Annotated in this window: 23 protein-coding genes; 11 read left to right on the top strand and 12 right to left on the bottom strand. The window is 58.0% G+C overall.

Annotated elements, in window-relative coordinates:
* Positions 1-54: 54 nt before the first annotated feature.
* From sufU to sufC, 5 genes are read right to left on the bottom strand one after another with little or no spacing between them, the layout of a single operon-like run.
* Positions 55-489, bottom strand: coding sequence for a Fe-S cluster assembly sulfur transfer protein SufU (gene sufU, locus KSY82_RS04685; RefSeq protein ID WP_217750381.1), 435 nt, complete (start codon positions 487-489; stop codon positions 55-57).
* On the bottom strand, positions 482-1807 hold the full coding sequence (locus KSY82_RS04680) for an aminotransferase class V-fold PLP-dependent enzyme (protein ID WP_217750380.1): 1326 nt from the start codon (positions 1805-1807) through the stop codon (positions 482-484). Before KSY82_RS04680 ends, sufU begins: the two co-directional genes overlap by 8 nt.
* The gene (locus tag KSY82_RS04675) at positions 1804-3075 is read right to left on the bottom strand and encodes a SufB/SufD family protein (protein WP_217750379.1); all 1272 of its coding nucleotides are present in this window, start codon (positions 3073-3075) and stop codon (positions 1804-1806) included. Before KSY82_RS04675 ends, KSY82_RS04680 begins: the two co-directional genes overlap by 4 nt.
* Positions 3075-4487, bottom strand: coding sequence for a Fe-S cluster assembly protein SufB (gene sufB / locus KSY82_RS04670; RefSeq protein WP_022094821.1), 1413 nt, complete (start codon positions 4485-4487; stop codon positions 3075-3077). The genes KSY82_RS04675 and sufB overlap by 1 nt, the downstream gene beginning before the upstream one ends.
* Before the next feature lie 12 nt (positions 4488-4499).
* Entirely contained in the window at positions 4500-5300 is an 801-nt protein-coding gene (gene sufC, locus KSY82_RS04665; RefSeq protein WP_217750378.1) for a Fe-S cluster assembly ATPase SufC, read from the bottom strand.
* Positions 5301-5524: 224 nt separating this feature from the next.
* On the opposite strand from sufC, the gene KSY82_RS04660 reads away from it, so the two are divergent.
* The 5 genes from KSY82_RS04660 (at position 5525) to KSY82_RS04640 (ending at position 10573) form a co-directional block, all read left to right on the top strand.
* A complete protein-coding gene (locus KSY82_RS04660; protein ID WP_055310594.1) occupies positions 5525-5956 on the top strand; it encodes an RrF2 family transcriptional regulator in 432 nt (143 codons plus the stop codon).
* A gap of 8 nt (positions 5957-5964) precedes the next feature.
* A complete protein-coding gene (locus tag KSY82_RS04655) occupies positions 5965-6252 on the top strand; it encodes a nucleotidyltransferase family protein (RefSeq protein WP_006235563.1) in 288 nt (95 codons plus the stop codon).
* On the top strand, positions 6239-6658 hold the full coding sequence (locus KSY82_RS04650) for an HI0074 family nucleotidyltransferase substrate-binding subunit (protein ID WP_055286557.1): 420 nt from the start codon (positions 6239-6241) through the stop codon (positions 6656-6658). The genes KSY82_RS04655 and KSY82_RS04650 overlap by 14 nt, the downstream gene beginning before the upstream one ends.
* A gap of 128 nt (positions 6659-6786) precedes the next feature.
* Entirely contained in the window at positions 6787-8574 is a 1788-nt protein-coding gene (locus tag KSY82_RS04645; RefSeq protein WP_217750377.1) for a VgrG-related protein, read from the top strand.
* A gap of 202 nt (positions 8575-8776) precedes the next feature.
* On the top strand, positions 8777-10573 hold the full coding sequence (locus tag KSY82_RS04640) for an AAA family ATPase (RefSeq protein WP_217750376.1): 1797 nt from the start codon (positions 8777-8779) through the stop codon (positions 10571-10573).
* A gap of 24 nt (positions 10574-10597) precedes the next feature.
* On the opposite strand, the gene KSY82_RS04635 is transcribed toward KSY82_RS04640, so the two are convergent.
* Entirely contained in the window at positions 10598-11617 is a 1020-nt protein-coding gene (locus KSY82_RS04635) for a glycosyltransferase (RefSeq protein WP_217750375.1), read from the bottom strand.
* Positions 11618-11787: 170 nt separating this feature from the next.
* Complete coding sequence (locus KSY82_RS04630) at positions 11788-12918, bottom strand: acyltransferase family protein (protein ID WP_217750374.1); 1131 nt, start codon at positions 12916-12918, stop codon at positions 11788-11790.
* A gap of 112 nt (positions 12919-13030) precedes the next feature.
* Here KSY82_RS04630 and KSY82_RS04625 point away from each other — a divergent pair, with 112 nt between their 5' ends.
* The 5 genes from KSY82_RS04625 (at position 13031) to KSY82_RS04605 (ending at position 19941) form a co-directional block, all read left to right on the top strand.
* On the top strand, positions 13031-14134 hold the full coding sequence (locus KSY82_RS04625; RefSeq protein WP_217750373.1) for a glycosyltransferase family 2 protein: 1104 nt from the start codon (positions 13031-13033) through the stop codon (positions 14132-14134).
* A 6-nt stretch (positions 14135-14140) separates the two neighbouring features.
* The gene (locus KSY82_RS04620) at positions 14141-15181 is read left to right on the top strand and encodes a glycosyltransferase family 2 protein (protein WP_217750372.1); all 1041 of its coding nucleotides are present in this window, start codon (positions 14141-14143) and stop codon (positions 15179-15181) included.
* A gap of 74 nt (positions 15182-15255) precedes the next feature.
* Complete coding sequence (locus tag KSY82_RS04615) at positions 15256-16374, top strand: glycosyltransferase family 2 protein (RefSeq protein WP_217750371.1); 1119 nt, start codon at positions 15256-15258, stop codon at positions 16372-16374.
* A gap of 12 nt (positions 16375-16386) precedes the next feature.
* Positions 16387-17454, top strand: a complete 1068-nt coding sequence (locus tag KSY82_RS04610) for a glycosyltransferase family 2 protein (RefSeq protein ID WP_217750370.1) — start codon at positions 16387-16389, stop codon at positions 17452-17454.
* Complete coding sequence (locus KSY82_RS04605) at positions 17455-19941, top strand: glycosyltransferase family 2 protein (protein ID WP_217750369.1); 2487 nt, start codon at positions 17455-17457, stop codon at positions 19939-19941. It begins immediately after the preceding gene.
* On the opposite strand, the gene KSY82_RS04600 is transcribed toward KSY82_RS04605, so the two are convergent.
* A complete protein-coding gene (locus KSY82_RS04600; RefSeq protein WP_217750368.1) occupies positions 19938-20915 on the bottom strand; it encodes a hypothetical protein in 978 nt (325 codons plus the stop codon). The genes KSY82_RS04605 and KSY82_RS04600 overlap by 4 nt on opposite strands.
* Positions 20915-21364: a DUF4869 domain-containing protein gene (locus tag KSY82_RS04595; protein ID WP_138112761.1), complete on the bottom strand. Its 450-nt coding sequence runs from the start codon at positions 21362-21364 to the stop codon at positions 20915-20917. The genes KSY82_RS04600 and KSY82_RS04595 overlap by 1 nt, the downstream gene beginning before the upstream one ends.
* 416 nt (positions 21365-21780) lie before the next feature.
* Between KSY82_RS04595 and KSY82_RS04590 the strand changes: the two genes are divergently transcribed.
* Positions 21781-22389 (top strand): PBECR4 domain-containing protein, encoded by a 609-nt coding sequence (locus KSY82_RS04590; protein ID WP_217750367.1) that lies wholly within the window; start codon positions 21781-21783, stop codon positions 22387-22389.
* A gap of 684 nt (positions 22390-23073) precedes the next feature.
* On the opposite strand, the gene KSY82_RS04585 is transcribed toward KSY82_RS04590, so the two are convergent.
* The 3 genes from KSY82_RS04585 to KSY82_RS04575 form a co-directional block, all read right to left on the bottom strand.
* Positions 23074-23271: a type II toxin-antitoxin system RelB/DinJ family antitoxin gene (locus tag KSY82_RS04585; RefSeq protein WP_217750366.1), complete on the bottom strand. Its 198-nt coding sequence runs from the start codon at positions 23269-23271 to the stop codon at positions 23074-23076.
* Positions 23272-23317: 46 nt separating this feature from the next.
* Positions 23318-24373 carry an IS1595 family transposase gene (locus KSY82_RS04580; RefSeq protein ID WP_217750365.1) on the bottom strand — a complete coding sequence of 352 codons (1056 nt, stop codon included), beginning with the start codon at positions 24371-24373 and terminating at the stop codon, positions 23318-23320.
* Positions 24374-24470: 97 nt separating this feature from the next.
* Entirely contained in the window at positions 24471-24920 is a 450-nt protein-coding gene (locus KSY82_RS04575) for a DUF4869 domain-containing protein (RefSeq protein ID WP_217750364.1), read from the bottom strand.
* Positions 24921-25310: the final 390 nt, after the last annotated feature.

The raw sequence follows: 25310 nt of genomic DNA, 5'->3' as shown, positions 1-25310 counted from the left end.
AGCCGCCCGTATCGGGCGGCTCGGCAATCAAAAAACTTGGATTCGGGGCATAAACTACTGGTTTGTTTGCCCCTCGAGCATGCCGTCGAGGGTGCGCCAGGCGAGCTCGGCGCATTTGACGCGGGCGGGCATGTGCGAGATGTCCTGGAGCTGGGCGGCTTCGTCCAGGTCTTCCAGGTCCTCCTCGGAGAGCTTCTCGCCGCGGATCATGGCGAGGAAGAGCTCTGCTAGGCGGCGAGCTTCCTCGACGGTCTCGCCGGTGATGAGGTCGGCCATGATGTCGGCGCTGGCCTGACTGATGGCGCAGCCGTGGCCGGTAAAGGAGGCCTCCTCGATCACGCCGTTCTCGACGCGCAGCTGCAAGGTGAGCTCGTCGCCGCAGCTGGGGTTGATGCCGTCGTGCTCGTGCGTGGGAGCATCCATCTCGTACTTATAGTCGGGGTGCGAGTTGTGCTCCATAAATGTGATGGAGGTGTACAGATTACCCATTGAACGTGCTCCAAACGTGATGCAGGCCGGCGATGAACTTGTCGATGTCGGCCTTGTCGTTGTAGAAGGCCACGCTGGCGCGGCAGCAAGCAAGGTTCTCGACGCCCAGCCAGGTGAGCAGCGGCTGCGCGCAGTGGTGGCCGGCGCGGATGCAGACGCCGTCCATGTCCATGATGCTCGCGACGTCGTGCGGGTGGATGCCCTTGACGTTAAAGCTTACAACGCCGTGGTGGTTGTCCCAATAGATGGAGCCGATGATCTGGACAAAGTCGAGCTGCATGAGCTCGCCCATCAGGTAGTGGACGAGTGCCTGCTCGCGTGCCTGGATGTTCTCGTAACCCACCGTGTTGACCAGGTAGTCGAGTGCCGCACCCGTGGCGAAGATGCCGGCGGCGTCCTGCGTGCCGGCCTCGAACTTCTCGGGGACGGGCGCCCAGACGGCATCCTGCTCGGTGACCGAGTCGATCATCTCACCGCCGGTAAGCATGGGCGGCATGGCGTTGAGCAGGTCCATCTTGCCCCACAGCACGCCAATGCCCATGGGGCCCATGGCCTTGTGTGCGCTAAAGGCAAAGAAGTCGGCGCCCAGGTCGGCCACATCGACCGGCATGTGCGGCAGCGACTGCGCACCGTCGACGACCAGGTAGCCGCCGTACTTGTGCACGAGCTTGCCGAGGTTCTTGACCGGGTTCTCGACGCCTAGCACGTTGGAGACTTGTCCCACGGCCAGCATCTTGGTCTTGGGGCCCACCTTGGCAAGAACCTCCTCGGTGGTGAGCTGGCCGGTCTTGGTGGGGTAGAGGTAGACGAGCTTGGCGCCGGTCTCGCGGCAGACCTGCTGCCACGGAATTAGGTTGGAGTGGTGCTCCATGATGGTGATAACGACCTCGTCGCCCGGTTCGAGCACTGTGGGCGCAAAGCTCTTGGCGACCAGGTTGAGCGACTCGCTCGTGTTGCGGGTGAAGACGACCTCGTTGGCCTGGGGAGCGCCGATGAGGTCGGCGATCTGCTGGCGGACCTTCGCGATGGCCTCGGTGGCCTCGACGGACAGCGAGTACAGGCCGCGCAGGGGGTTGGCATTCATGCGCTGATAGAAGTCGCGCTCGGCGTCGAGCACGCAGGCAGGGCGCTGGGCGGTGGCGGCACTATCGAGGAAGGCGATCTCGGGGTGCTGCTGGAACAGCGGGAACTGCGCCTTGTAGGGATTGGTTTCGATGTCGACGGTAGGCCAGCCGCGCGAGGCCTCGTCGCTGGCGTCGAGCTCCATAGGCTCCGGTGCGGTACAGGTGTCGCATTTAACGTGCTCGGTGTCGATCATGCGAGCTCCTCTTCAAAGTTGTCGATCAGGTTGTTGCCCAAGCGGACGACGGCGGCGCGGGTGCGCTCGTCAGTGGCGGAAAGCGCAGCATCCTCCAACTTGGCGCGGATGAACAGGTCCTCGGCGGCGTTTTGGTCAAGGCCGCGGCAGGCGAGGTAGAACAACTGCTCGTCGCGGACGTGGCCGATGGTGGCGCCGTGGTTGCCGGCGACGTCGTCCTCGTCGCAGAGGATGACGGGGACGGTCTTGTTGTCGACGCCCTTGTTGGCCAAAAGCACCGTCTCGCGCTCGGTGCCGGTTGCACCCTTGCAGCCGTGCACGAGGTCGATGGTGCCGCGGTAGACCTTCTTGGACGTGCCGGTCAGCACGCCGTTGGCGTCGATCTCGCACTCGGTCTTGCGACCGCGGTGGCGCAGCTCGTAGTTAAAGTCGCGCACCTGCTCGCGGGCGCCCAGGTAGTCAGTATCGATGGTGACCTTGGCGGTATCGCCTAGAAGGTCGCCGGCAAGGCCGGTGGCGCTGGCGCCGGCGCCCAGGACGGTGTGCTGCACGTTGACGCGCGCACCCTCGTCCAGGAACAGGCCGGTGTCGTCGAGCGCGATCCAGCTATCGTCGAGCGTCTGCGTGCAGGTTACGTTGACGGTGGCGTACTCGTGGGCGCACACGCGTAGCACGGAGCCCACGACGCCTTGGCCGGCAACGGGGGAGTCCAGGGCTATGCACAGGTCGAGCGTTGCCTGCGGGCGGGCGACGACATCGATAGCGGCGATGGCGGCAGCCGCGTCGATGCCACTCACGCGCACGGTAACCGTGGCGTGCTGGTATGCGGGCACGTCGATGACGATGCACTTGGTGGCGTGGTCGGTCAGATAGGTGTAGGCAGCCTCGCCCATGCCGCTCTCGAAGGCCTCGGCAGGGGAGAGCTCCTCCTCGAGTTTGATGGCGCTGGCCTGGTAGACGGAGGTGGCGGGCACGTCGAGCTCGGTCTCGGGCGTGATGCGTGCGCGGTCGGCGGCGTCGCCGGGGGCGGAGGCACGGCGCTCGGGGAAGCGCTCGGCCATGGCGTCCATGGCGGCGTTAAACGCGTCGGCAGCGCCAGCAAATTGCTCGTCCAGGCCCTCAACCTCAACGGCCTCGGCGGGGGCGGCGGCAAGTTCGTCCGAAAGCTCAAGCTTGGTCTGGTTCATCTTGAGCCAACCCCAAGTGGCAGCCGGCATCGCATTAACCTGCTCAAGGGTGGTAGCAGCGGTGTTGGTGGTCTGTTTCATTATCCGATCGCTCCTTCCATCTCGAGCTTGATCAGGTTGTTCATCTCGACGGCGTACTCCAACGGCAGCTCCTTGGAGACCGGGTTGGCAAAGCCGTTGACGATCATGGTACGGGCCTCTTCCTCCGAGATACCGCGGCTCATCAGGTAGAACACCTTGTCGTCGCCGATACGTCCGATGGTGGCCTCGTGGCCGATGTCGACATTCTTGGCGCGGATGTCCATGGCGGGGATGGTGTCGGAGCGGCTCTGGTCGTCGAGCATGAGCGACTGGCAGCTCACGGTTGCCTTGGAGCCCTCGGCCTTGGGCGTGGCCACGATGGAGCTGCGGAAGGTCTGGATGCCGCCGCTCTTGGAGATGCCCTTGGTCTCGACGGTTGCCGAGGTCTCGGGCGCGTTGAGCACGACCTTGCAGCCGGTGTCGAGGTTCTGCCCGGCGCCGGCAAAGGTGATGCCGGTAAAGCTCGAGCGGGCGCGACGGCCGTTGAGCACGCTCATGGGGTAGAGGTAGCCCACGTGGCTGCCGAAGGAGCCGCTGATCCACTCGATGTCGCCGTCCTCGTCCACGCGCGCACGCTTGGTGTTGAGGTTGTACATGTTCTTGGACCAGTTCTCGATGGTCGAGTAGCGCAGGTGCGCACGCTTGCCCACAAAGAGCTCGACGGCGCCGGCGTGGAGGTTGGCCACGTTGTACTTGGGCGCGGAGCAACCCTCAATGAAGTGCAGGTCGGCATCGTCCTCGACGATGATGAGCGTGTGCTCAAACTGGCCGGCGCCCTTGGCGTTAAGGCGGAAGTAGCTCTGCAGCGGGAAGTCCAACTTGGTGCCCTTGGGCACGTAGACAAACGAGCCGCCCGACCACACGGCGCCGTGCAGGGCCGCAAACTTGTGGTCGGTGGGCGGGATGAGCGTCATGAACTTCTCGTGGATGAGCGGCTCCCACTGCGGGTCGTGCAGGGCCTCCTCGATGCCGGAGTAGACGATGCCCATCTTGGACGCGGTGTCCTGCATGTTGTGGTAGACGAGCTCGGAGTCGTACTGCGCGCCGACGCCCGCCAGGTAGCTGCGCTCGGCCTCGGGGATACCTAGGCGCTCAAAGGTGTTCTTGATGTCGTCGGGCACCGACTCCCAGTCGTGCTTTTGGTCGGTGTTGGGCTTGACGTAGGTGACGATGTTGTCCATGTCCAGGCCCTCGATGGAGGGGCCCCACGTCGGATCCGGGAAGCGGTTGAAGATCTCGAGGGACTTGAGGCGCAGGTCGAGCATCCACTGCGGCTCGTCCTTCTTGGCGCTGATCTCGCGCACGATGTCGGGCGTGATGCCGGCGTCGAGGCGCTCGAATCCCTCCTCGCCATAGGTGAAGTCGTAGAGGCTGCGGTCGATGTCCGCGACCTCGGTGCGGTTCTTGGTCATTGCGTCGCCCCTTTACGCCTGCTGCTCGGCAGCGGCGGCCTCGACCTGGGTGCGCTGCTCGGCGGCCTCGCGCTCGAAGGTCTCAAAGCCGTTCTTGTCGATCCAGGGGATGAGCGAGGCGTCGTCCTCGCGCACGATGTGGCCCTTGACCATAACGTGGACGCGGTCGACATCCAGGTGCTCCAGGATGCGCGTGTTGTGCGTGATGATGAGCATGGAGCCGTCGCAACTCTTGCGGTAGGCGTCCATGCCGTGGCTGACGGTTGACAGGGCGTCGACGTCCAGGCCTGAGTCGGTTTCGTCCAGGATGGCGAGCTTGGGCTGCAGCAGCAAAAGCTGGAGCATCTCGACCTTCTTCTTCTCGCCGCCCGAGAAGCCCACGCCCAGCTCACGGTTGAGGTAGGCGGTATCCATGTTGAGCTCGGCCGCGAGCTCCTTGACGCGACGGCGGAACTCCTTGCCCTTCATCTCCAGGCCGGGGCGGCCGGCGATGCTGGCGCGCAAAAAGCTCGACAGCGGCACGCCCGGAATCTCGACCGGGGCCTGGAAGCTCAGGAACAGGCCGGCGCGCGAGCGCTTGTCGGTGGTGAGCTCGGTGATGTCCTGGCCGTCAAAGACGATGCGGCCGTCGTTGACCGTGTAAACGGGGTCGCCCATGACCAGGTGGCCGAGGGTGGACTTGCCGGCGCCGTTGGGACCCATCAACACGTGGGTCTCGCCGGCGGCGACGTTGAGGTTGACGTTGTGGAGGATGGTCTTCTCGTCCACGGAGGCGGTCAGACCTTCGATGGAAAGCAGCGGATTTGCGCTCATGCTGTCCCTCTCTGTATATGGTGTACTCATAGGTGTACTAAACCCTAGGAATCTTCTCGGAATAAAGTTACTATGGGTTCGGCGTTAGTCAAGGGAAAACCCGACTAATCCACTCGACTTTTCAAATTCTGGGACAAAATAACCTGTTGTGTTTGTCCCACTTACTTTAAATTTGGGACAAACAAACCTGGTTATGTTGTCCCAGATGCGATGGGAGGGTAGGTATGCTCATTTCTTCCAAGGGCCGCTATGCCCTCCGTCTGATGATCTATATCGCAGCGCTTGGTGACGCCGAGGGCAAGATTGCCCTTCGCGAGGTCGCTGACCGCGAGCATATTTCGCAAAAGTATCTGGAGCAGCTGGTTCGTCCGCTTATGAAGGCGGGCCTGCTTAAGAGCGTGCGCGGCAAGGGCGGCGGCTACATGATGGCTAAGGACCCGGCCGAGGTGCGTGCCGGCGACATCCTGCGTGCCGTCGAGGGCAGCACGGCTCCGGTGGCGTGCGATGGCATCGACAACAGCTGCACCCGTAGCGATTTGTGCTCGACCGTCAAGTTCTGGCGCGGTCTGGATGACGTGATCGAAAAGTACGTCGACGGCGTGACGTTGGCCGACCTGGCCGCCGTCCCCGAGATCAACTTTGACATCAAGCTGTAGGGGTGCAAATGGCATCTCTCGACAAGGTGTACAAGCAAATCGAAGTTTTTGCTCGGGAATGTGACGCCGAGAAGGTCGTGTTGTTTGGTTCTCGTGCTCGAGGCGACAACTTGCCCAAGAGCGATATTGACATCGCCGTAGCAGGTTGCCGGGATTTCGGCCGTTTCTCATATTTGATCGAGGAACATCTTGATACTCTTTTAGATGTAGATGTCGTCAATCTCGACGAGTCCCTATCGCAGCAATTGCTCGATGAGATTGCCAGGGATGGTGTGATTCTGTATGAAAAAATATGAGAACTTTGTTAGCGCCTTGGCGAATCTTGAGGATGCGCCCAATCAGGATCTCAACAATGATTTTGTTCAGAGTGGATTGATTAATAAGTTCAATCTTCAATTTGAACTTAGCTGGAAGCTCCTTAAGCGTCTGCTCGAGTATGAGGGCGCCACGCTTGCCGCGTCGGGGTCTCCTCGTGCCATCTTGAAGGAGTCGTACCGATTCTACGACTTTATTGATGAGGCGGCCTGGCTAGACATGCTCAGAGACCGCAATACGAACGTCCATATCTACGACAACAAGCTCGCTCAAGATTTGATTCAGCGCATCTTGAACGTCTATATCCCCGCTTTCTGTCAGTTGAGGGACGGGCTGATGGAGCGATACGGCGAGCTTCTGATGGCGCCCGACGACCAGTTTGTTTAATTCCTTAAGATTTCGCGGAGGGTTGTTGCCGTTTACCGAGGGGTTGTTGTGTAACAACGGGCGAGCTGCAATACTTACTTTTATCTTTGCAAACTGAACTTTAACTACACCAATGCAGGGAGGATCTTATGCAGCCCAAGCATTCTGCTATTGTCGCGGGCCTGACGCTGGCGCTTTCGTTTGGCGCCGTTTCCGCGCCGGCACCCGCCGCTGCTGAGGAGCCCACGCCGGGCGTTGCCTCGGATGCCACCGATATCGATAAGGGCCTTTACACCCAACAGTCCTTCTCGGGCGTGTTGAGGTCGGTTCAGGGTGTCTCGTTTGTCAACGTGACTCCCGAGATGAAGTACTTCACCAAATATGAGAGCCATGGCAACTATAACCAGGGCTTTTCGTATGGTGACGGCTACAACGCGCTGGGCTATTACCAGTTCGACCGTCGTTGGTCGCTCATTCCGTTTATGAAGCAGGTTTACAACTACGATTCTGCCAAGTACGGCATGCTCAAGGATGCGATTGATCGCGGCAGCGAGGTTTCCAACGCGAGCAATGCCATGTACGAGAACGGACAGCTCACCGAGCTGGGCCATATCGCGCAGGATGCCTTCCAAGGTGCGTACAACACCGATCCTGTTGAGTTCTCAGCACTTCAAGATGCCTATGCGTACAACTCGTACTATGCGGTTACCGAGGCGTGGCTCAAGAGCGGCCTGGGTATTGATATTTCGGGCCGCGCCGATTGCGTCAAGGGCATGGTGTGGAGCATTACCAACATGTGCGGCACTGGTGGCTGCAGGGACTTTTTCCGCTGGGCGAATCTTTCCAACGATATGTCCGACCGCGAGTTTGTGACGGCGCTTTCCAGCAGCGTGGTCAATAACGTGGCGACCAAGTATGCAAGCCAGCCCCAGTACCACGAGGGCTGGAAGAACCGCTACCGCAACGAGCTAAAGGACTGCCTGGTCTATATCGCCGAGGACGAGGCTGCCGCTGCGAAGGACAACAAGCCCGAGCAGCCCGAGCCTACGCCGGCGCCCTCGCCGACACCTGATTCGAATGACGGCTCGAGTGACGATGTCAACGATGACAGGATGGATGCGCCCTCGACCGATGCTGACGGTAATGGCTCTGCTGGCGGCACTACCAACGACGGCTCTGCCCCGAACGGCTCCAATTCGAACGGCTCTGCTGCGGGCGATTCGTCTTCAAGCTCTGTCGGCAATACGGACAGCGACGCTTCTGGTTCGACCGACGCTGACACCTCTAACTCATCTACCGGCTCGAGCGATTCGTCCGTTGGCACCGGCTCTAACAATGGCTCCGGCTCTGATGTAACGCCTGATTCCGATGATTCCAAGGACGACTCGAATAAGGCGCCGGACGCTCCCGTTGCTTCGCCGGACAAGAAGCCTTCTTTCTCCGTGCAGCTTGGTTCTACGCTGGGCTCTTCGCTGATGGCTGGCGTCAATAATGGCTCGACTCAGAACAAGGACAACTCTGATCAGGTTTCCATGGAAAAGACCGAGGCCGCAAAGGGCGACTCAAAGGACAAGGCTTCCGAGAAGACCGAATCCGATAAGGGTTCTAGCTCTGATGAGAAGGGCGACAAGTCCGGTCAGAAGAAGGACGAGAGCAAGACCGAGGGCGAAAAGAAACAGTCCGAAGACGACGACAAGAGCGGTGCTGACAACCAGGTCCAGGAGCAAAATGACTCCAAAACGGTGACCACTACGACCACGACGACTACAACTACCAAGTCCTCGGGTGGCAACATGCCCAAGACGGGCGATCTGATTGTGATGGCGAGCCTTGCCAGTGCAAGCTTGGCCACGCTGGGCGCTACGTCTATCGTAAGTGGTAAGCATAAGCTCGATCAGCAGAAGAAGGCTTCTGGGGAGGACGGCTCGGAGGAGTAGCCTCTTGGTTGCTAGATAACTAAAGAGTTGGGACGGGGTCCGGTGCGAATGCATCGGGCCCCGTTTTGTTGTGCAACGATTAGTTATGCCCCCTCACACCTCTTGTTGCTACCGTTGCCCGATATGTTCGCCCGGCGTCGTCGGTACGCGCGAGGCGGTCATTACAATTGGCATCGTGCAGCGATTTAGGGGGAACGTTTTGGTGTCTGAACAGGCAAATGTTGATTGTGCTGCTGGCTTTGGCGTGCGCTTGATCGGCTGTGCCGACGATGCGGTTTTGCCCATTGGCATGCACGACTATGCGGAGGCCCTTGGTTGCTGCATGCTGGTTGACAAGACCATGTTTATTGCCGATGTGTTGGACTGCGACGCGTCCGTTGTGGTGTGCTGTCGACCCGAGGGTTTTGGCAAGAGCATGAACTTGTCGATGCTCAGGGCTTTTCTGGAGCGTCCAGCGGTCGGTCGCTCTGGTCAGCGTTTGTTTGCCGATGCTCAGATTTGGGATGCGAACGGCGGGCGCTATCGGGATGAGTACGCTTGCTATCCGGTGATATCGCTGGATTTTTCTGGCGCTGCGAGGCGTGGCGCCGCTATTGCCGACGTCGTGCGCGATGCTCTTTCGGACGAGTGCGCCCGCCTGCTGGCGCTTTTGGAGGCTCCGGATTTAGCTCGAGACAAGGTGCGTCACATCGAACGTGTTGCGCGTGGCGCGGCGAGCGAGGACGAGGTCGCCTCGGTGCTTGGCGTGCTCATTGAGCTGCTGGAGATGGCCTGCGATGAGCAGGTTGTATTGCTCGTTGATGGGTACGACGCGGCGTGGTTGGGCCGTGCGAGCGCGAGGGTCGCTTCCGGCGCCGATCCGGCAGGGATATTTGATCGCGTGCTTTTCGAGGTCATTGCCACTGCGCGCGATTCGTTGCGGCTGACGTGTCTGATGGGGGAATGTCCCGGCCCTGCCGAAGCGGCGCTTTCTTTGCATGGCTGCTCGTATTGTCTGACGACGCCGCTTTCGACCTGGTGTGACCGTTGTTTCGGCTTTTCGGATGCCGAGGTCCAGGCTCTGTTGAATCATGCTGGGCGCGAGGAATACCTGGAGGATGCGCGTGAATGGCTCGAGGGATATCGGTTTGGCAGGGCCTATTGCTCGAGTCCGGCGCGCGTGATCGGTTTTCTGGACCGAGGCTGCACGGCGCCTGTGCGCGCCGATCTGTATGGGTATGCGGATTGCCTGAGTAGGGTAGTTGCCGGGTGGAATCTCGACCGCCTTTCGGTCTTGTTTGATTTGCTCGAGGCCCATGGGTGCGCTGAGGTCCCGCTTTGTTTGGGCACTGCAGAGCCAGATTTCTCGCCTGACGATGGCATGTGGACAGCGCTGTATCTGTCCGGTTTTCTCACGACGGATATGACTGAGGAGCCAGAGCATGGCGATCGCCTCCGTGCTTTGCGATTGCCCAATAACGAGCTTCGCCAGGCCTTGCGTCTAGTGATTATTGAGTGGTTTGAGTGCGCTGCCGAAGACATTCGAGACGTCGATGCGTTTCGCGACGGGCTGTGCCGTGGGAACGAGGATACCGTGAGGCGGGCGCTAAGCCGCATCCTGGGGGATGCTGGAATCGGTGAGACCGACCCAGATAAGCCGCTGCCATATCATCTGCTCTTGCAGGGGCTCTGCTTTGGCTTGCCGGGTTATGCCAATCCTGCCTCGAGGCGAAAGTGTGGCGCGGGTCGCTGGGACATCCAGGTTTTCCCTACGGGTGCCGTGTTCGACGTAGCAGACACGATTGGCATGCTGGACGAGCGCCCGCTGATAACGATTAACTTGATGTATGACCCCGATGTGGATGCGCTGGGCCTGGAATTGCTGGCCGTGCAGTCGCTACTCGACATAGAGCGCGACGGCATCGACGAAATCCGTGTGCCACGCCCCGGCGTGGGTCGCATGCGCTGGGGGTTCGGTTTTGATGGGCAGCATGTGGCTACGGTGTGCCAGCGGCTTTAAGCGCCGAGGTGTTTCCGACTTCCGTTACTCGGTGTCCTTCATGGGCGGCATGGGCTTCCAGTTGGGGTCCTTGATGATCTTGCGGGCGTCCTTCATGCCGCGGCGCAGCGCCGGAATTCCGGTCTTAAAGCACTTGTCAACGGCGGCCAGGCGAATAAATTCCTTGCAGAAGGTCGCGGCGTTGCCCAGACGGAACAGCACGGGGTGATAGTCGCCGTAGATCTGCATGTAGCGGGCCAGATAACCGCGGTTGCGCATGATGTAGTAACGGTTGGTGTCGCTCGTAGAGTTGAGCTGGCGCTTGCCGGCGATATCCCAGTTAGAGACAGCGCGGGCGCGCTTGAGAACCACGTCGGCAACAACGGCGGCGGGGAAGTGCTGGCTGGCCACGTAGCCATAGCAGGCATCGTCGCCGTAGATAAAGAAGCGCGCGTCGGGCAGGCCAATCTTGTCGACCACGCGGCGCGAGAACATGCCGCCCTCAAAGCACAGCTGGTTCATGGTGCGGTAGCCCTCGGGACCCAGATCCCACTTGGCGACAGGGTTTGGAATGCCGAGCGAAAGGATCAGTTGGTACTGCCAAAAGAACGCGCCGCCGTCGAAGTCCAGGCGCGAACCCTGGATGACATCGTAGCGGTCGGTCCACTTGGCCAAGCGCTCGATGCCTTCGGGGATGACGAGCACGTCGTCGTCCATCACCCAGAACCACTGGGCGCCCAGGTCGTAGGCGCATTTAGTGCCGGCGGAGAAGCCGCCCGCACCGCCGCCGTTTTCGAGCTGCGGTGCGTAGATGACGCGGTCGGTGCCGCCCTGCGCGTCGGGCTGCTCGGTGTCGATGCCCCACAGGTTGGCCAAGCGCTCGTTGAATGCGGTGCACATGGCCTCGGTCTCGCGCGAATTCTCGTTATCGACAATCACGATGCGCCAGGGCGTTGCCGTGAGCTCGGTCATGGAGTCGAACAAGTTGGCCAGGAGTTCCTGGCGCTTGTACGTAACGACGACGATGGCGAGCTTATCGATGGGAGCGGGGAGGGTTGAAGGCATGGGGCAATATATCCTTTCACGCGCGGCGGGCGAGTGCTGCGCGGAAGCTATCGAATACGTCCTTGGGACTGTCCTATTGTAAAGGCTCGGCGCACCTTGGCGGCAAGCTTTGAATAAAACGCAGGAACCTGCCACGGCTGTAGCGGCTTTAGCGTCTTACGGCAGCGTGTCTATTGTCGCTTGAGCTTGCGAGCGATAAGGCTTCTAGCTGCGTCGATGATGAGGAGCACTAAGGCAAAGACGATGCTAATGACGGTACCCGTGACGATGCATATAGCTGCCGGGCTGTTTTGGCTGACCAGTATGTTTGCGAGCAACGTATTGAAGATGGGACGCCACAGGCTACTGGTGAGCGACTGCATCACATAGAAACCGAGCGTGGCGGTCGATAAGATGACGGTGACACCTGCAGTCCGCGGATTGCCTGAGACACTGCGTCGGGTTGCCGCAAAGAGCAAGGAGGCGGCAGCGAGGGCAAACGAGATCAGCGAGGTCGATTTGTAGGAGAGGACTGCCATTGCCGTGAGGTCGACGGTGAAGGAGAGTGCTCCTTCCAGGATGATGGTGAGCACCAAAACCGTCACGAGCGAGCGCGTGCCCAAGGCGCCCGCCCTGTCCGAATCCATGGCGTCGGTTACATCGCGGAGCAGTCCGCCGATCAAAAACGCGATAGCGTACGTGACGGCGCTCATGAGCTTCTGCAGCCAAGAAAACTCACCGCCGCTTGTCGCGCTCATGGCGGCTAAATACCCGTTAACAACAAATGCGAAGATGCCAACGGCGATGACCGTCGTCGTGTGGGTTTTCTGGGGGAGTCGACTCTTAGCCAGTCCAAACCATGGCGCCATGAAGACCGTAGCGGCATAGACCCAGATAAACTCAAGGCCTAGCGTGTACCAGTAGTGCGTGTTGAGGGTAACATCGGGAATGGGGGAGACGACCGTGGACCACGCGAGCGCCACGAGGCAATAAAACGCAGTGGGCATAATGACCTTGCCAAGGCGCTGCGCCGTCCGTTGCATTTGCGACTTCCACGTTGCTCCACCGTCCCAAGCACGCGCGGCCGAAGCGATGAGAAAATAGCCCGAGATCATAAAGAAGACCTCGTTGGCCCAGCAGCCAAGCAAGTTAATAAAACCGAGCACGCCGGAATAGGGGAACATCGCAAGTGGGGCATATTCCACGGCGCCGACGCAGACGGCTTGAAAGGTCCACTGAAAGGTGTGGAACACCGCGATGCCGACGACCGCGACCAAACGCAGCGCTTCGATGGATATGTTGCGTGCGGCTTTGGGCTGCATGACGTCCTTTCTTATCGGTTTGCCTCTGCGAGCTCCATAGATTATATAAACGCCCGTTAGCGCGCTGACCCTTTGATACCATGAAACGACAGGTATTTCCTAAGGAGCACATTTGTCTACTAACGCCTCTGGCAGCCCTGTTCTGTCGCTGCTTATTCCCATTTACAATGTTCAGCGCTACCTGCGCGAGTGCCTCGATTCCGCCCTGGCGCAGACGCTCAAGGATATTGAGATCATCTGCATTAACGACGGGTCGACCGACAACTCGCCGGCGATTATCCGCGAGTATATAGAGCGCGATAGGCGCGTCAAGATGATCGACAAGGCCAACAGCGGCTATGGCGACTCGATGAACCGCGGGCTCGATATGGCGCGTGGCAAGTACGTTGGCATCTTGGAGTCCGATGACTTTATGGCGCCCGACGCACTCGAAAAGCTTGTCTCGGCCGCCGATAGCAATAATGCCGACTTTGCGAAGGCGAACTTTGATTTCTACTGGTCTAAGCCCGAGGAGCGCCGTTCGCTGCACGAGATGTTTAAAGCCAAGGACTGTGGCAAGCCGGTGCACCCGAGCGATACGACGCAGTTCTTTAAGCAAAAGCCGTCGATTTGGTCGGCCGTGTACCGTCGCGATTTTCTTGACCGCAACGGTATTACGTTCCTGCCGACTCCGGGGGCATCCTTTCAGGACACGTCATTCGCCTTTAAGGTGATCGCGTGCGCCGATAAGGCTGTTTACCTGCATGATGCCGTGTTGTCGTATCGCCAGGACAATGAGAATTCCTCGGTCAATTCTTCGGCTAAGGTCTTTTGCGTCAATACCGAGTATGCCGAGATTGAGCGTTGGATTCGAGAGGATTATGCCCGTGACCACGTAAGCGGCGATGTCGCGCGCATGCTCAAGTTCAATCAACTCATTAAGTACGATTCGTATATGTGGAACTACGTGCGCTTGGCGCCTAAGTTCTATAAGGAGTTCTTGGTTCAGATGGCCAAGGAATTTCAGGCGGCCTTGGACGCGGGGGAGTTTTCGCTTGACGACCTCAAGCCGTGGAAGCGCGCGAACCTCGCTGCCATCCTCAAAGATCCTGAGGGCTGGGTTGACGAACATCCGAGTTTTGCGACGGATGGTGCATTGGGGCGTGCTAAGTATTACGCCTCGGTTGGAGGCCCGGGCGTGGTCGCCGCCTTCCTCATCGAATCGCTGAGGGGGTAGGTCGACATGGGAGAGACTTTGACCCCCAAAGCGACCATTGTCGTTCCCGTCTACAATTCGTCGCGCTCCATTCAGCGATGCGTCGATTCGCTGTTGGCCCAGTCCGAGCGCTCGATTCAGGTTGTTTGCGTCAACGATGGTTCGACTGATGATTCGTTGAACGTGTTGCGCCAGATCGTGCAGGCCGACGATCGCGTACTGGTGATTGACCAGGAAAACGCGGGCGTTTCGTGCGCTCGAAATGCCGGTATCGATGCCGCCGAGGGCGAGACCGTCTTTTTTGTGGACGCCGACGATTACATCGATGCCCAGACGATCGAGCGCGTGCTGCATGCCATGGAATCTGCAGATGCCGAGGCCGCCGTTTTTGGCGGCGTCTGTGAACCTGCCGATGCTGCTCCCAAACGCGTCCAGCAACTCATGAGCCCCAAAGCCGGTACCTTCGGCGCCCGTGATCCCCAACTGCTGTTCCATTCGAATGCGCAGCCCTATGCCTGCCGTGCGGCTTTTTCGCGCGAGCTGCTCAATCGCGAAGGCATTCGCTTCGCTCTCGGTCTGGCTTTGGGCGAGGACGTCGTCTTCCAATTTGCGGCTTATGCGCTTGCCCACAAGACCGTCGTCATGCCGGACAAGTTCTACCACTACGTGATGGAGAGCGAATCGGCGACGCACGAGTTCAACAGTGTCGAGGCTCGCGCCAAAAAGCTCGATGCCCATATGAGAATGCTCGAGGAGGTCTTGGAGGACTGGGCGGGCTACGGTCTTATGGACCTGTGTCCCGGCGAGCTAATCACCTGGTTCCTGGACCTTATCGTGTTTGATTTGGCGCGCTTGGATTCCGATGACTTCCATCGCGTGACGGCTCGCGTCAACATGGACCTCACGACGTTTTTGGGAACGGAGTGGGCGGATATGCCTGCTAAGGGCGCCGTTCGCCGTGTTGCCCACAAGCTCGTTGCGGCGACCTCGGGCGTTTCGATGGCAGATGCCACGCTGTTCTATCTTTCGACTCGCGGTCTCAAAGCCTGCCTGGAGCGCTTTGTATAATTCCAAGCGCTGCCGCCCGCCGCAACCCGGCTGCTAAAATAACCCTGTTACACGCTATTCAACAGGAGGTTCTCTTGCAGAACTCTGATACCCCTAAAGTTTCGCTGCTTGTTCCCATTTGCAATGTCGAACGCTACCTGCGCGAGTGCCTCGATTCCGCCGTGGCGCAGACGCTCAAGGACATCGAGATAATCTGTATCAACGATGGTTCCACCGATAGCTCGCCGGATATCATTCGCGAGTACATGGAGCGCGACCCCCGTGTAAAGATGATCGACAAAGCCAACAGTGGCTACGGCGACTCGATGAACCGCGGCCTGGAGATGGCGCGCGGTGAGTACGTGGGCATCCTTGAGTCCGACGACTTTATGTTTGAGGATTCGCTCCAAAAGCTGGTCGCCAAGGCCGATGCTGAGCATGCCGATGTGGTAAAGGGCGACTTTTACCTGTATTGGTCCACGCCCAGCGAGCACCGTGAGCTGTTTGGGATTATTGACGAGCACATGACAGGCGCCGCGTATCGCTCTGTCGATCGCCCGGGCATCTTCTACCGCAAACCTTCCATTTGGTCGGCTATCTATCGGCGCACGTTCCTTAACGACAATCAGATTCGGTTCCTTCCCACGCCGGGTGCCTCGTATCAGGACGCAGGCTTTAACTTTAAGGTTTGGGCTTGTGCCGAACGTGCCGCGTTTATTGCGGACCCCATTTTGTGCTATCGCCAAGATAACGAGAAGAGCTCCGTTAATTCGCCCAACAAGGTGTTTTGCGTTTGCGACGAATATGCCGAGATGCAACGTTTTTTGGACGAGCGCCCCGAGCTTAAGGCTCAGCTTCAGGGCATTTTAATGCGCATGAAGGTCGATACGTACCGTTGGAATGATGAGCGTCTGGTCGATGAGCTACGCGAGCAGTTTTGGGAGAAGGCTTCACCCGAGCTCAAGGCCGATTGGGATGCCGGCCGCTTTGACCTGTCGCTGTTCGACCCGCGCGGCGAGACCGACTTGCGCCTGATGGTCAAGTCGCCCCGCGCCTATATCGATTCGCGTTTTGACTTTAAGAAGCCGGGCAAGCTCAATACGTTTAAGCATTACTTTAAGATTGGCGGCCTACCGCTGGTCTGGCGCGTGCTGACGTATCAGCGCACCTACGGCGACAACCCGCACCCTGACGACGTTCCGGCAGCACAGTAGGAGCGAGTGACTATGGCTACCCCCAAGATTTCCGTTGTCGTTCCCATCTATAACGTGGAGGAGTGCCTGGCCTGGTGCCTGGACTCCCTGCTTGCACAGGACATGCCCGATTGGGAAGGCGTGCTGGTCAACGATGGCTCGCCGGACGGTTCGCGCGATATTGCGGCTACCTATTGCGAAAAGGACGCGCGCTTTACGCTGGTCGATAAGGAGAACGGCGGCCTGTCGAGCGCGCGCAATGCGGGTATCGCTGCGTCCACGGCGCCTATCGTCGCGTTCTTGGATTCCGACGACCGATTTACGCCCGATGCGTGCCGTGTGATCGTCGATGCCTTTGGGCGCGAGGACTGCGACGTTTTGACCTTTGGCGCGAATCCGTATCCGCTGGAGGCGGGGTATCCGTGGCTTAACTATGTGCTGAGCCCGCGCGATGTGTCGTTTGAAGGCTATAGCTCTGACCTGCTGTTTAAGGAAGCATCTCGCCCCTTTGCATGGCGCACCGCCTGCAAACGTGAGTTTTTGCTGGGCAACGGGATCGTGTTTGACGAAACCGTTAAGTATGGCGAGGACCAGGTCTTCGACTTTGCCGTGTACGGTCGTTCGCACAAGACCGCGCTTATCTCGAACAAGTTGTACGACTATCGCGTGGCTCGCAAGGGTTCGCTCATGGACACCATGCGCTACGACGACGAGACACGTCTGCTGGAGCACGTGAAGATTTACTCCGCTATGCTGGCTGACTGGCAGCGCGACGGTCTCGACGCACAGCATGCTGATGACCTGGCGTACTTCCTGTGTGATCTGGTGCTGTACGATGCGCTGAGGTTGCTGGGTTCGGACTGCGGCAAAGTGTTTGCTGCCGTTGCCGCGGCGCTTAACGGTTCTGCCGTGGACAACGATGCTGCGCTCGCACAATGTGCTCCTTCGGTTGCCGCCATGGTGCGCGCGGCACTTATCGGTAAGGCCCCTGCTGCTCGTTTGTGCAAAAAGCTCATGTTCGATTACGACGTCTTGAGGTTTGGGCGCCTGGGTGCCTGCAAACGCATGGCAGCGAACGCCCTGGGAAAGCGAGAAGTGTAGATGAGTATCAAACGTTTGGCACTTTGCCGCAGCCAGGGCCGTCTGTTTGTGCTGCTTCGTTTTGCCGGTCAGGATGTCGCCGCGCTTATTGAGCGGGAGGGTTCTCAAGCGTTTGTCCATGCGACGACGAGCGGTTCTCGTGTGCCGTCGCTGGTGCTCCCGGTCGATCATGGCCGTGTGCTGGCGCTTTGCCCTTCCGTTTCCGGTTACGAGCGCGAGCTCGCCGTCATGGTACTTCCGTTTTTGGATGGCTCGTCGATGGATGTCGTTTTTGCATCCGGTGGTCAAAGGTTGGGCTCTATTCGCCTCGATAGCCGCGTGGCCAAGCTGGAATCCAAGATTAACTACAAAGCAAAGCCTGCGCTGTGCGCGCTTATCCGCGATGCGCAGCGTGGCGAATGCTGCGGTCGCTACGAGATCGATGCCATTCGCTATTTGCCGGCAGACTCCGGCGCGGTGTGGCGCTATGAGGTTACCTGGGCGGGAGACCCCCAGTGCGCACCCGAGTTCCAGATCTCCGATACGCATATGAATGCCATCGATGTCACCGTGCATGTGTTTGAGTCGCAGGTCGATGTGCCGCAGCAGGACGGATGCCGCGTCAATAAAACGTTTCTGAGCGTTGAGATGCCTCAGGATATACGAGATTTTGTCGCGATTGTGAGCGATCCCACAGAGCAGATCCAGAGCGGGTTTTGCGCCATGGATGGTCGCCTGTACAACGGCATGGTCGACGACAGCTGGAACCGTATGAAGGACTCGCGTGCAGACGACGCAGCTTATCGACGTTGGTTTGAGCAGCATCGCGCAAAGCCGGGCGATTTGGCGTGCCAGCGTGTCGCTTCGGCGGCCTTTGCCTATAGGCCGCTCGTGAGCATTGTGGTGCCGTGCTACAAGACCGATCGAGTCTACCTGCGCGAGCTGCTGGACTCGGTGCTAGCCCAGAGCTATGACAACTGGGAATTGCTCCTTATGGATGCCTCACCTGAATGGGATGCGGTTGCCGACCTTGCGGCAGGCGCCCACGACGAGCGCGTTCGTCGCTTTGGGCTGCCCGGCAACGGCGGCATTGTGGTCAACACCAACGCGGGTATTGAGCAAGCGATGGGCGACTACATCGCGTTCTTGGACCACGATGACATTCTGGAGCCGGACGCGTTGTTCCACTATGTTGCCGCGCTGAACAATGCTGCCGAGGGCGAGCGTCCCCAGGTCCTGTTCTGCGACGAGGACATGTTTCAGAAAACGGGGGAGTGGGGCCAGCCGGTCTTTAAGACCAAGCTCAATGTAGACTTGCTCTATAGCCATAACTGCGTGACGCATTTCCTGATGGTGGAGAAGGCGCTTATCGATCGTATCGGCACGTCCCCAGAAGACGTTGCGGGTGCCCAGGACTACGACCTGACGCTCCGCTGCCTTGCGGCGGGCGCGCGGTTTGAACATGTTGCGCACGTGCTGTATCACTGGCGCGTTCATCCGGGGTCGACCGCCGATGGCTCTGCCGATAGCAAGCCGTATGCTATTGAAGCCGGTCGTCTTGCGCTGCAGCGCCACTTTAACGCGCTGGGCATTTGCGGAACGGTCGAGGAGACCGAGACGCCGTTTGTCTACCGCATGCGCTTTGCGCTGCCGGAGCCTGCGCCGCTGGTGAGCATTGTGATTCCCACCAAGGACCACGTTGAGACGCTCGATGCCTGTGTGATGTCGATTGCCCAGAAGGCCACGTATGCCAACTATGAGATCGTCTTGGTGGAGAACAACAGCGAAGCCCCGGATACGTTTGCGTATTACGAAACCCTGCCGGAACGCGTGGCTTCAGCATCAGAAGGCAAGGGCATCGCGCGCGTTGTGTACTGGCCGGGCGAGTTTAATTACTCTCAGATCATCAATTTTGGTGTGGAGCACGCCAAGGGCGACTACCTGCTGCTGCTCAACAACGATACCGAGGTCATTAGCCCCGACTTTATCGAAGAGATGATGGGTTGTCTGCAACGTCCCGATGCGGGCGTGGTGGGTGCCAAGCTCTATTTTGCCGACCACCTGGTGCAGCACGCTGGCATTTTGGTCGGTGTGCGCGGCGCACTTGCCCATGCCAACCAAGACTTCTCGGCAAAGCGCGAGGGCTATCTTGCCCGTGCTGTGCGTCCGGGCAACTTTAGCGCCGTAACGGGCGCCTGCCAGATGGTGCGACGTGACGTATTTGAGCAGGTCGGGGGCTACAACGAGGAATTCGCCGTCGGCTTTAACGACGCAGACTTTTGCCTGCGCGTGTGGGAGGCGGGCTACCGCACCATCTTTACGCCCTATGCCGAGCTGTACCACTACGAGTTCACCTCGCGCGGCAGGGAAGAGGCTAACGAGGAAAAGCTGCGCCGCTGGAAACGCGAGCAAGCTCTGTTCATGCAACGCTGGCCGGAGCTCTTCCTCGATGGTGACCCGTGGCTCGGACCGAACCTATCCTCCGACAGTGAGTACTTCTCGTTTTAGTGCGAAGTAATGCCAAGTTTCGGCAAAGTATCCTCAAGAGCTGCAAGGGCGGTGGGGTTCAAGTACTCCTCGTTCATGCAGCTCTTGTCATATCGAAAACGTGTGTCTCGTGAGCATTCGATGAGTTCTGCAGTAAAGAACCTCTCCCAGCTAAAGAACTTTGAGCTTTCGATATGTTCAGCGGGGTTAAGCAGCATGTCCTTAATGTGTTTGCTGTTGAATAATCCCGACTTCAACACGAGCCATTCAAACGATTCCGGTAGGAATAGCTTGATGTTCTTTCGGCGCAATAGAGCAGCTGCTTCCGCAATTTCTGGTCCAAAGGCGGCACCGTCGGCAATCACGAGGATGTCGTTTTCCGGTGCGTCCATAATGCAGTTGCAAATATTTGATTTGCCTCCCGCGCTGATGCATTTAATGCTGCTCTTTTTGCATAGCAAACTGAAGAATTCGTAGCCCGAATTTGTGTCCTCGACAATGACAAGCTCGGGCCTCTCGCCTCTAAAATCAGTATCACCGTAAATACGATATGTAGAGGTGTAGACACGAGAGTAAACGGGATACTTCGTTGTGGTTCGGTTGGTGTTCTTAAGACCGTAGATTTCATCAACGCTATAGGGCAGTTGGCGCAGTGACTCTCTGGCGACAATTACGTAGTAGTTTGAGCTACGCTTTGCTTCATGGGCAAATTCTCTTGATCGAACAAAAGTATTGCCCTCATCAATAAAAACAATACTGCTGGAAATCTCTTGGAGATCTCTACGCCAATATTTTCCAGATATTGTTTTACAGGGCACTTTGCAACTTACTGTTACGCCGCTTTGTGCCCCAAGCTCTTCGTGAGCTGCCACCATATCAAGCAGAGTTGTCTTGCCTGTAGCACTGTTACCTTGGATGATGGTCAGATTTCTATTGATGGTCAGTTTAAACTGAACCCGGTTATTTTGAATAATTACCTTGTATGATCCGCGCATCAGGAGTTCTCCCTTAGGCATTTTCCAGCTATGGGGACAAGGTCAAACATTGTGTGGACTATATCGCCCGTATTTGCAATGGTTACCGTGAATTTGCCGTTTCCAAAATCCATTATGTGGTAGAGATTGATTGTTAGATCCTTTTGCGCGGCGATCCTCAGAATCCAGTAGGCGCAATTATCACCGCAATTTGAGGCGTTATATATATTCTGCGGCATAAAGTACATAAGCAGTAGCGTTTTGGTGCCGCTGGATAGTTTCTCGGGAGGAATGATGCCTAGAATCTTGGTATCGATTGCATTGGGGCCTACCACGGTGCCTTTGTCGATGGATTTTATGACCCTTTGGGCAAAGGAGTCTTGAAACCACTGGGGCGAATATACGTTATCGAAGTAAACGGACGTGTTGTAGATAACGTTTTCCATATCACCATAGTGAATTGTTAGCACGTCAGCTCCTTCGGCTTGCTGATTTGGCATCTAGTGAGATTGATTATATCGCAGCACATGAGGCGGGCGTTATCGGCCCGCGGTAGATGTGATTGATGACCAAGGTTTGAATTTAATTTGACCATGCCCGTGCGTAGCTTGCTTTAGTGGCTTGAGTTATAGATAATAATCTTGAGCTAAGCTCCGTGTGGCGGCACGTAAAAGCTGTACTGTGCTTGGGCAGGTAAAAAGTCCAAGACGATTAGATATCCGAGAGGATATCGAGCCCGCACCGGGGAGATAAGGTGAGTCCGCGCCGGGGACTATAATTCCGGCGACAACTAGGTTTCCGTGAGGATGCCGCGGCTGACAGCCAGCAGAAAACCGCCTCTTTGATTATCAGCCGGGGTTATCCCGGCTTTTTTGATTGGGGCAGTATGGGTAGGGCTGAAGATCGGAAGGCGATAGTTGCGGAAATTAATCAGGCAGCAAAACTTTATCGCGGTTTTCTTGTCGGAAAGTCATTCATGTACGTTTTCGATGACAGGTATATCGAAGTTATTTATAAGGCCGAAAATTTCAAGCATTTAACTGGCGTAGATAGTCATTTGTCGGCTAAGCAGTTTTTCAAATTGGCATCCAGAGGAAAACTTGCTGCGTCGCAGATCGACTTTTCGAATCGCCATCCCTACGCTCTGTGTCGCAGAAAAGTCAACCATATTGTTCAGCTTGCCTCTTTTGCAACCTCCGCGTGCTTTATGCTCGAAGACATATCAACAAAATCGCAGTGCTATAAGTTTGGAACAACAGACTTGAACTTTTCCTTACTCATGAACTATAGGGGCGGTTGTTATATTGCTGAATCTTTAAGGGACGAAGATTGTTTTTCAAAGGCCCACGATGTGCATCTGGTCACTCATATCTTTTCGAGACAGAACGATAAGAAGCTATATGATTCCCTCTTGTTTAAAGATGGTGAGTTCGATGATTCCCAGCTTCCAAGAACTATTAGGTCTCTCCTAGATCCCTCTCTTCTTGCTCATTAGAAGATTCAAAGACGCGTGCGAGCGCCCATACACCCTCTCCGCTTGCCGCATACTTAAACGATTTACGTCGACTTTTCCCGCTGTTGCAGGGATTCGATCTGTTATGAGTCTGGGCTAGGATTTGATCTTAATACGCTGATGAGTACTGCCACCAGGCATTTCCCAACCCTGTTTATTGGCTTGCCGTGTAGATCGGCGCACTCATGCCTGTTGTCTTGTTGGGCCATCATCGCCGTTGCATCCTGCTTGTTGCTCTGGCCTACCTTTGTGTTTTGTTGCACGGGCCTTCTTATGCTGTGAGTGCGGAAAGCCTGTTTATAGACAAGGTTACGTACTACGAGTCGGGCGTCTCAGAGGCTTCCGAGCCTGGACCGATGCCGACCATCTTGAATTGGACAGCTTCGCGGTCGAGGCATTTGGCGCCAGGGGGAGGCGGGCTTCCGCACCATCTTTACGCCCTATGCCGAGCTGTACCACTACGAGTTCACCTCACGTGGCAGGGAAGAGGCCAACGAGGAAAAGCTGCGCCGCTGGAAACGTGAACAGGCACTGTTCATTCAGCGCTGGCCGGAGTTCTTCTTGACGGGCGATCCGTGGTTGGGGCCGAACTTATCCGCTGAGAGCGAGTACTTCTCGCTTTAGAAAAGGCTCTGTTAGACCAGGATTGACATGCCGACCTGCCGGCTAACTCGCCGTCTCCCCGTCGGGCGCCGGCGTCTTGACCCTCATCTCGAACGGCATCCCGCCCTCCCGGACGAGCGCCCTGAGGAACGCATTGACGGCGGTGGACATGGACAGGCCGAGCTCGTCCAGGATGGCCGTGGCCTCCTTCTTGACCTCCGGGTCGATACGGATCGTCGTGGCCGGTATGTTCGACGGCATGGCCTCACCCCTCCTCGTGTATCGCGGTGCGACCATTCTACCGCCTCTATGCGGCGGGCGCGGCCCAGTAGTCCATGTAGGGCGGCTCCACGTTGAACATGTCGCGGACGCGGCTCCTGCAGACGCCGTGCGCGAGCTGCCGCGCGACCGTGCGCCCGGCGGCGCCGGAATCGGTCGCCATGAAGGTTCGGCACCACCTGAACCAGGCGAGGTAGGCATCGAGGTGCTTCGTCGACACGCCCTTGAACGGCTCCATGAAGGCGCCGAGGAGCGAGTGGACGGTGTTGATCCGGTTGATGGTTCCCCCGGAGCGGTCCTTGGGGTCGTAGGCCGCGTGCGCGGCGACCTCGAGTTCCGCGAGGACATTGACGTAGACGGCCGCCCTGTCGGTCGCGACGACCGAGCCGGCCGCGATGCGGCCCCTCAGCGCGTCCATGGCGCGCTCCCTCGAAAGGGCGCCCCGCCCCGTGACCTCGAGGAACGTCTCGTTCGAGTCGTTCACGCCGGTCATGACGCAGATCCGCTCGCGCGACAGCCCGCGCCTGTGCACCTGCTTGCCGCGGTGCCGGGAGGGGCGCGGCATCGTGAACGACCCCTTCGCGTGGTTGCCCTTGAACGACTCGGGGAAGTAGGTCTCGTCGAGCTCGCAGCCGCAGCCCCGCTCGACCCTGGACGAGGGGGAGTAGGCCGAGAGGCACTCGATCAGCCTGTGGCGCATGGTGTAGGCGGTCTTGAGGCAGACGCGGCAGCGCCTCGCGCACTCGCGCAGGGGCAGCATGAGCACGAAGCACTCGGCGTAGGCCATCCAGGTCTCCTTCGGAAGCCTGCTCGTCCCCAGGATGCGCTCGCTGCCCATGCCGAAGGTCCTGCCGCAGCCCCGGCAGAGGTAGCGCTGCTCGCCGTTCTTCGATTTGCCCTTCTTCACGACCGCGACGGACCCGCAGCGCGGGCAGCGTTCGATTTCGTAGACGGAGCCGGCCGCGTCGTCGAACGCCGCCGCGCGGATCACGTCCCTGACGGACTCGATAGCGCGGCGGCGCTCGGTCTTGCTGAGGTTCGCCATGCCCTTCTTGAAGTTGAGGACCAGGTCTTCGGCGTTCATGCTGCCCCATCATCGCGGTCTACGGGGTCAACGATATGGCACCGTGAGGACACATGTATGCCAATCTTGGTCTAACAGAGCCTAGCGAAAGCGCGTGTCAGGAGTTCTCCCTTAGGCATTTTGCGGCTATAGGGACAAGGTCGAACATCGTGTGAACGACATCACCCGTGTTTGCAATGGTTGCCGTGAACTTGCCGTTTCCAAAATCCATCAGATGGTAGAGGTTGATCGTCAGATCATGCTGTGCGGCGATTCTTAGAATCCAGTAAGCGCAATTGTCGCTACAGGTTGTGGCGTTGTATATGTTCTGAGGCATGAAGTACATGAGCAGCAGCGTCTTAGTTCCGCCCGATAGCCTTTCCGGTGGGATAATGCCAAGGATCTTGGTGTTTATTGCGCCGGGTCCAACCACGCCGCCCTTATCAATGGATTTAATAATTCTCTGCGCAAAAGCATCTTGAAACCATTCGGGCGAATAGATGTTATCGAAGTAAACCGACGTATTATAGATAACGTTTTCCATATCACCATAGTGAATTGTTAGCACGTTGGTCCCTTCGACTTACTGGTTAAGCATTTGGTGAGATTGATTGTATCGCAGCGTATGAGACGGACGATATTTGCTGGTAACGCATTTGATTGATAACTATTGATAAACAAGTCGTGTATTCAGTGCCTGTTTTGTTTGTCCGTGCTTGAACCCAAGTTGCCTTGAAGGTCTTTATTTTAGAAAATAGTCCACGAGCTAAGCTCCGTGTGGCGGCACGTAAAAGCTGTACTGTGCTTGGGCGGGTTAAAGTCCAAGACGATTAGATATCCGAGAGGATATCGAGCCCGCACCGGGGAGATAAGGTGAGTCCGCGCCGGGAACTATAATTCCGGCGACAACTAGGTTTCCGTGAGGATGCCGCGGCTGACAGCCAGCAGAAAACCGCCT

Source organism: Collinsella aerofaciens, from assembly GCF_019131995.1.
Lineage (GTDB): Bacteria > Actinomycetota > Coriobacteriia > Coriobacteriales > Coriobacteriaceae > Collinsella > Collinsella aerofaciens_S.
The sequence above is the reverse complement of the archived record's forward strand: the minus strand, read 5'-3'. Positions and strand labels throughout refer to the sequence as shown.

Excerpts from the sequence above, each read along its gene's own strand:
- sufU (WP_217750381.1), bottom strand. The coding sequence starts at position 489 with ATGGGTAATCTGTACACCTCCATCACATTTATGGAGCACAACTCGCAC.
- KSY82_RS04680 (WP_217750380.1), bottom strand. The coding sequence starts at position 1,807 with ATGATCGACACCGAGCACGTTAAATGCGACACCTGTACCGCACCGGAG.
- KSY82_RS04675 (WP_217750379.1), bottom strand. The coding sequence starts at position 3,075 with ATGAAACAGACCACCAACACCGCTGCTACCACCCTTGAGCAGGTTAAT.
- sufB (WP_022094821.1), bottom strand. The coding sequence starts at position 4,487 with ATGACCAAGAACCGCACCGAGGTCGCGGACATCGACCGCAGCCTCTAC.
- sufC (WP_217750378.1), bottom strand. The coding sequence starts at position 5,300 with ATGAGCGCAAATCCGCTGCTTTCCATCGAAGGTCTGACCGCCTCCGTG.
- KSY82_RS04660 (WP_055310594.1), top strand. The coding sequence starts at position 5,525 with ATGCTCATTTCTTCCAAGGGCCGCTATGCCCTCCGTCTGATGATCTAT.
- KSY82_RS04655 (WP_006235563.1), top strand. The coding sequence starts at position 5,965 with ATGGCATCTCTCGACAAGGTGTACAAGCAAATCGAAGTTTTTGCTCGG.
- KSY82_RS04650 (WP_055286557.1), top strand. The coding sequence starts at position 6,239 with ATGAAAAAATATGAGAACTTTGTTAGCGCCTTGGCGAATCTTGAGGAT.
- KSY82_RS04645 (WP_217750377.1), top strand. The coding sequence starts at position 6,787 with ATGCAGCCCAAGCATTCTGCTATTGTCGCGGGCCTGACGCTGGCGCTT.
- KSY82_RS04635 (WP_217750375.1), bottom strand. The coding sequence starts at position 11,617 with ATGCCTTCAACCCTCCCCGCTCCCATCGATAAGCTCGCCATCGTCGTC.
- KSY82_RS04630 (WP_217750374.1), bottom strand. The coding sequence starts at position 12,918 with ATGCAGCCCAAAGCCGCACGCAACATATCCATCGAAGCGCTGCGTTTG.
- KSY82_RS04620 (WP_217750372.1), top strand. The coding sequence starts at position 14,141 with ATGGGAGAGACTTTGACCCCCAAAGCGACCATTGTCGTTCCCGTCTAC.
- KSY82_RS04610 (WP_217750370.1), top strand. The coding sequence starts at position 16,387 with ATGGCTACCCCCAAGATTTCCGTTGTCGTTCCCATCTATAACGTGGAG.
- KSY82_RS04605 (WP_217750369.1), top strand. The coding sequence starts at position 17,455 with ATGAGTATCAAACGTTTGGCACTTTGCCGCAGCCAGGGCCGTCTGTTT.
- KSY82_RS04600 (WP_217750368.1), bottom strand. The coding sequence starts at position 20,915 with ATGCGCGGATCATACAAGGTAATTATTCAAAATAACCGGGTTCAGTTT.
- KSY82_RS04590 (WP_217750367.1), top strand. The coding sequence starts at position 21,781 with ATGGGTAGGGCTGAAGATCGGAAGGCGATAGTTGCGGAAATTAATCAG.
- KSY82_RS04585 (WP_217750366.1), bottom strand. The coding sequence starts at position 23,271 with ATGCCGTCGAACATACCGGCCACGACGATCCGTATCGACCCGGAGGTC.
- KSY82_RS04580 (WP_217750365.1), bottom strand. The coding sequence starts at position 24,373 with ATGAACGCCGAAGACCTGGTCCTCAACTTCAAGAAGGGCATGGCGAAC.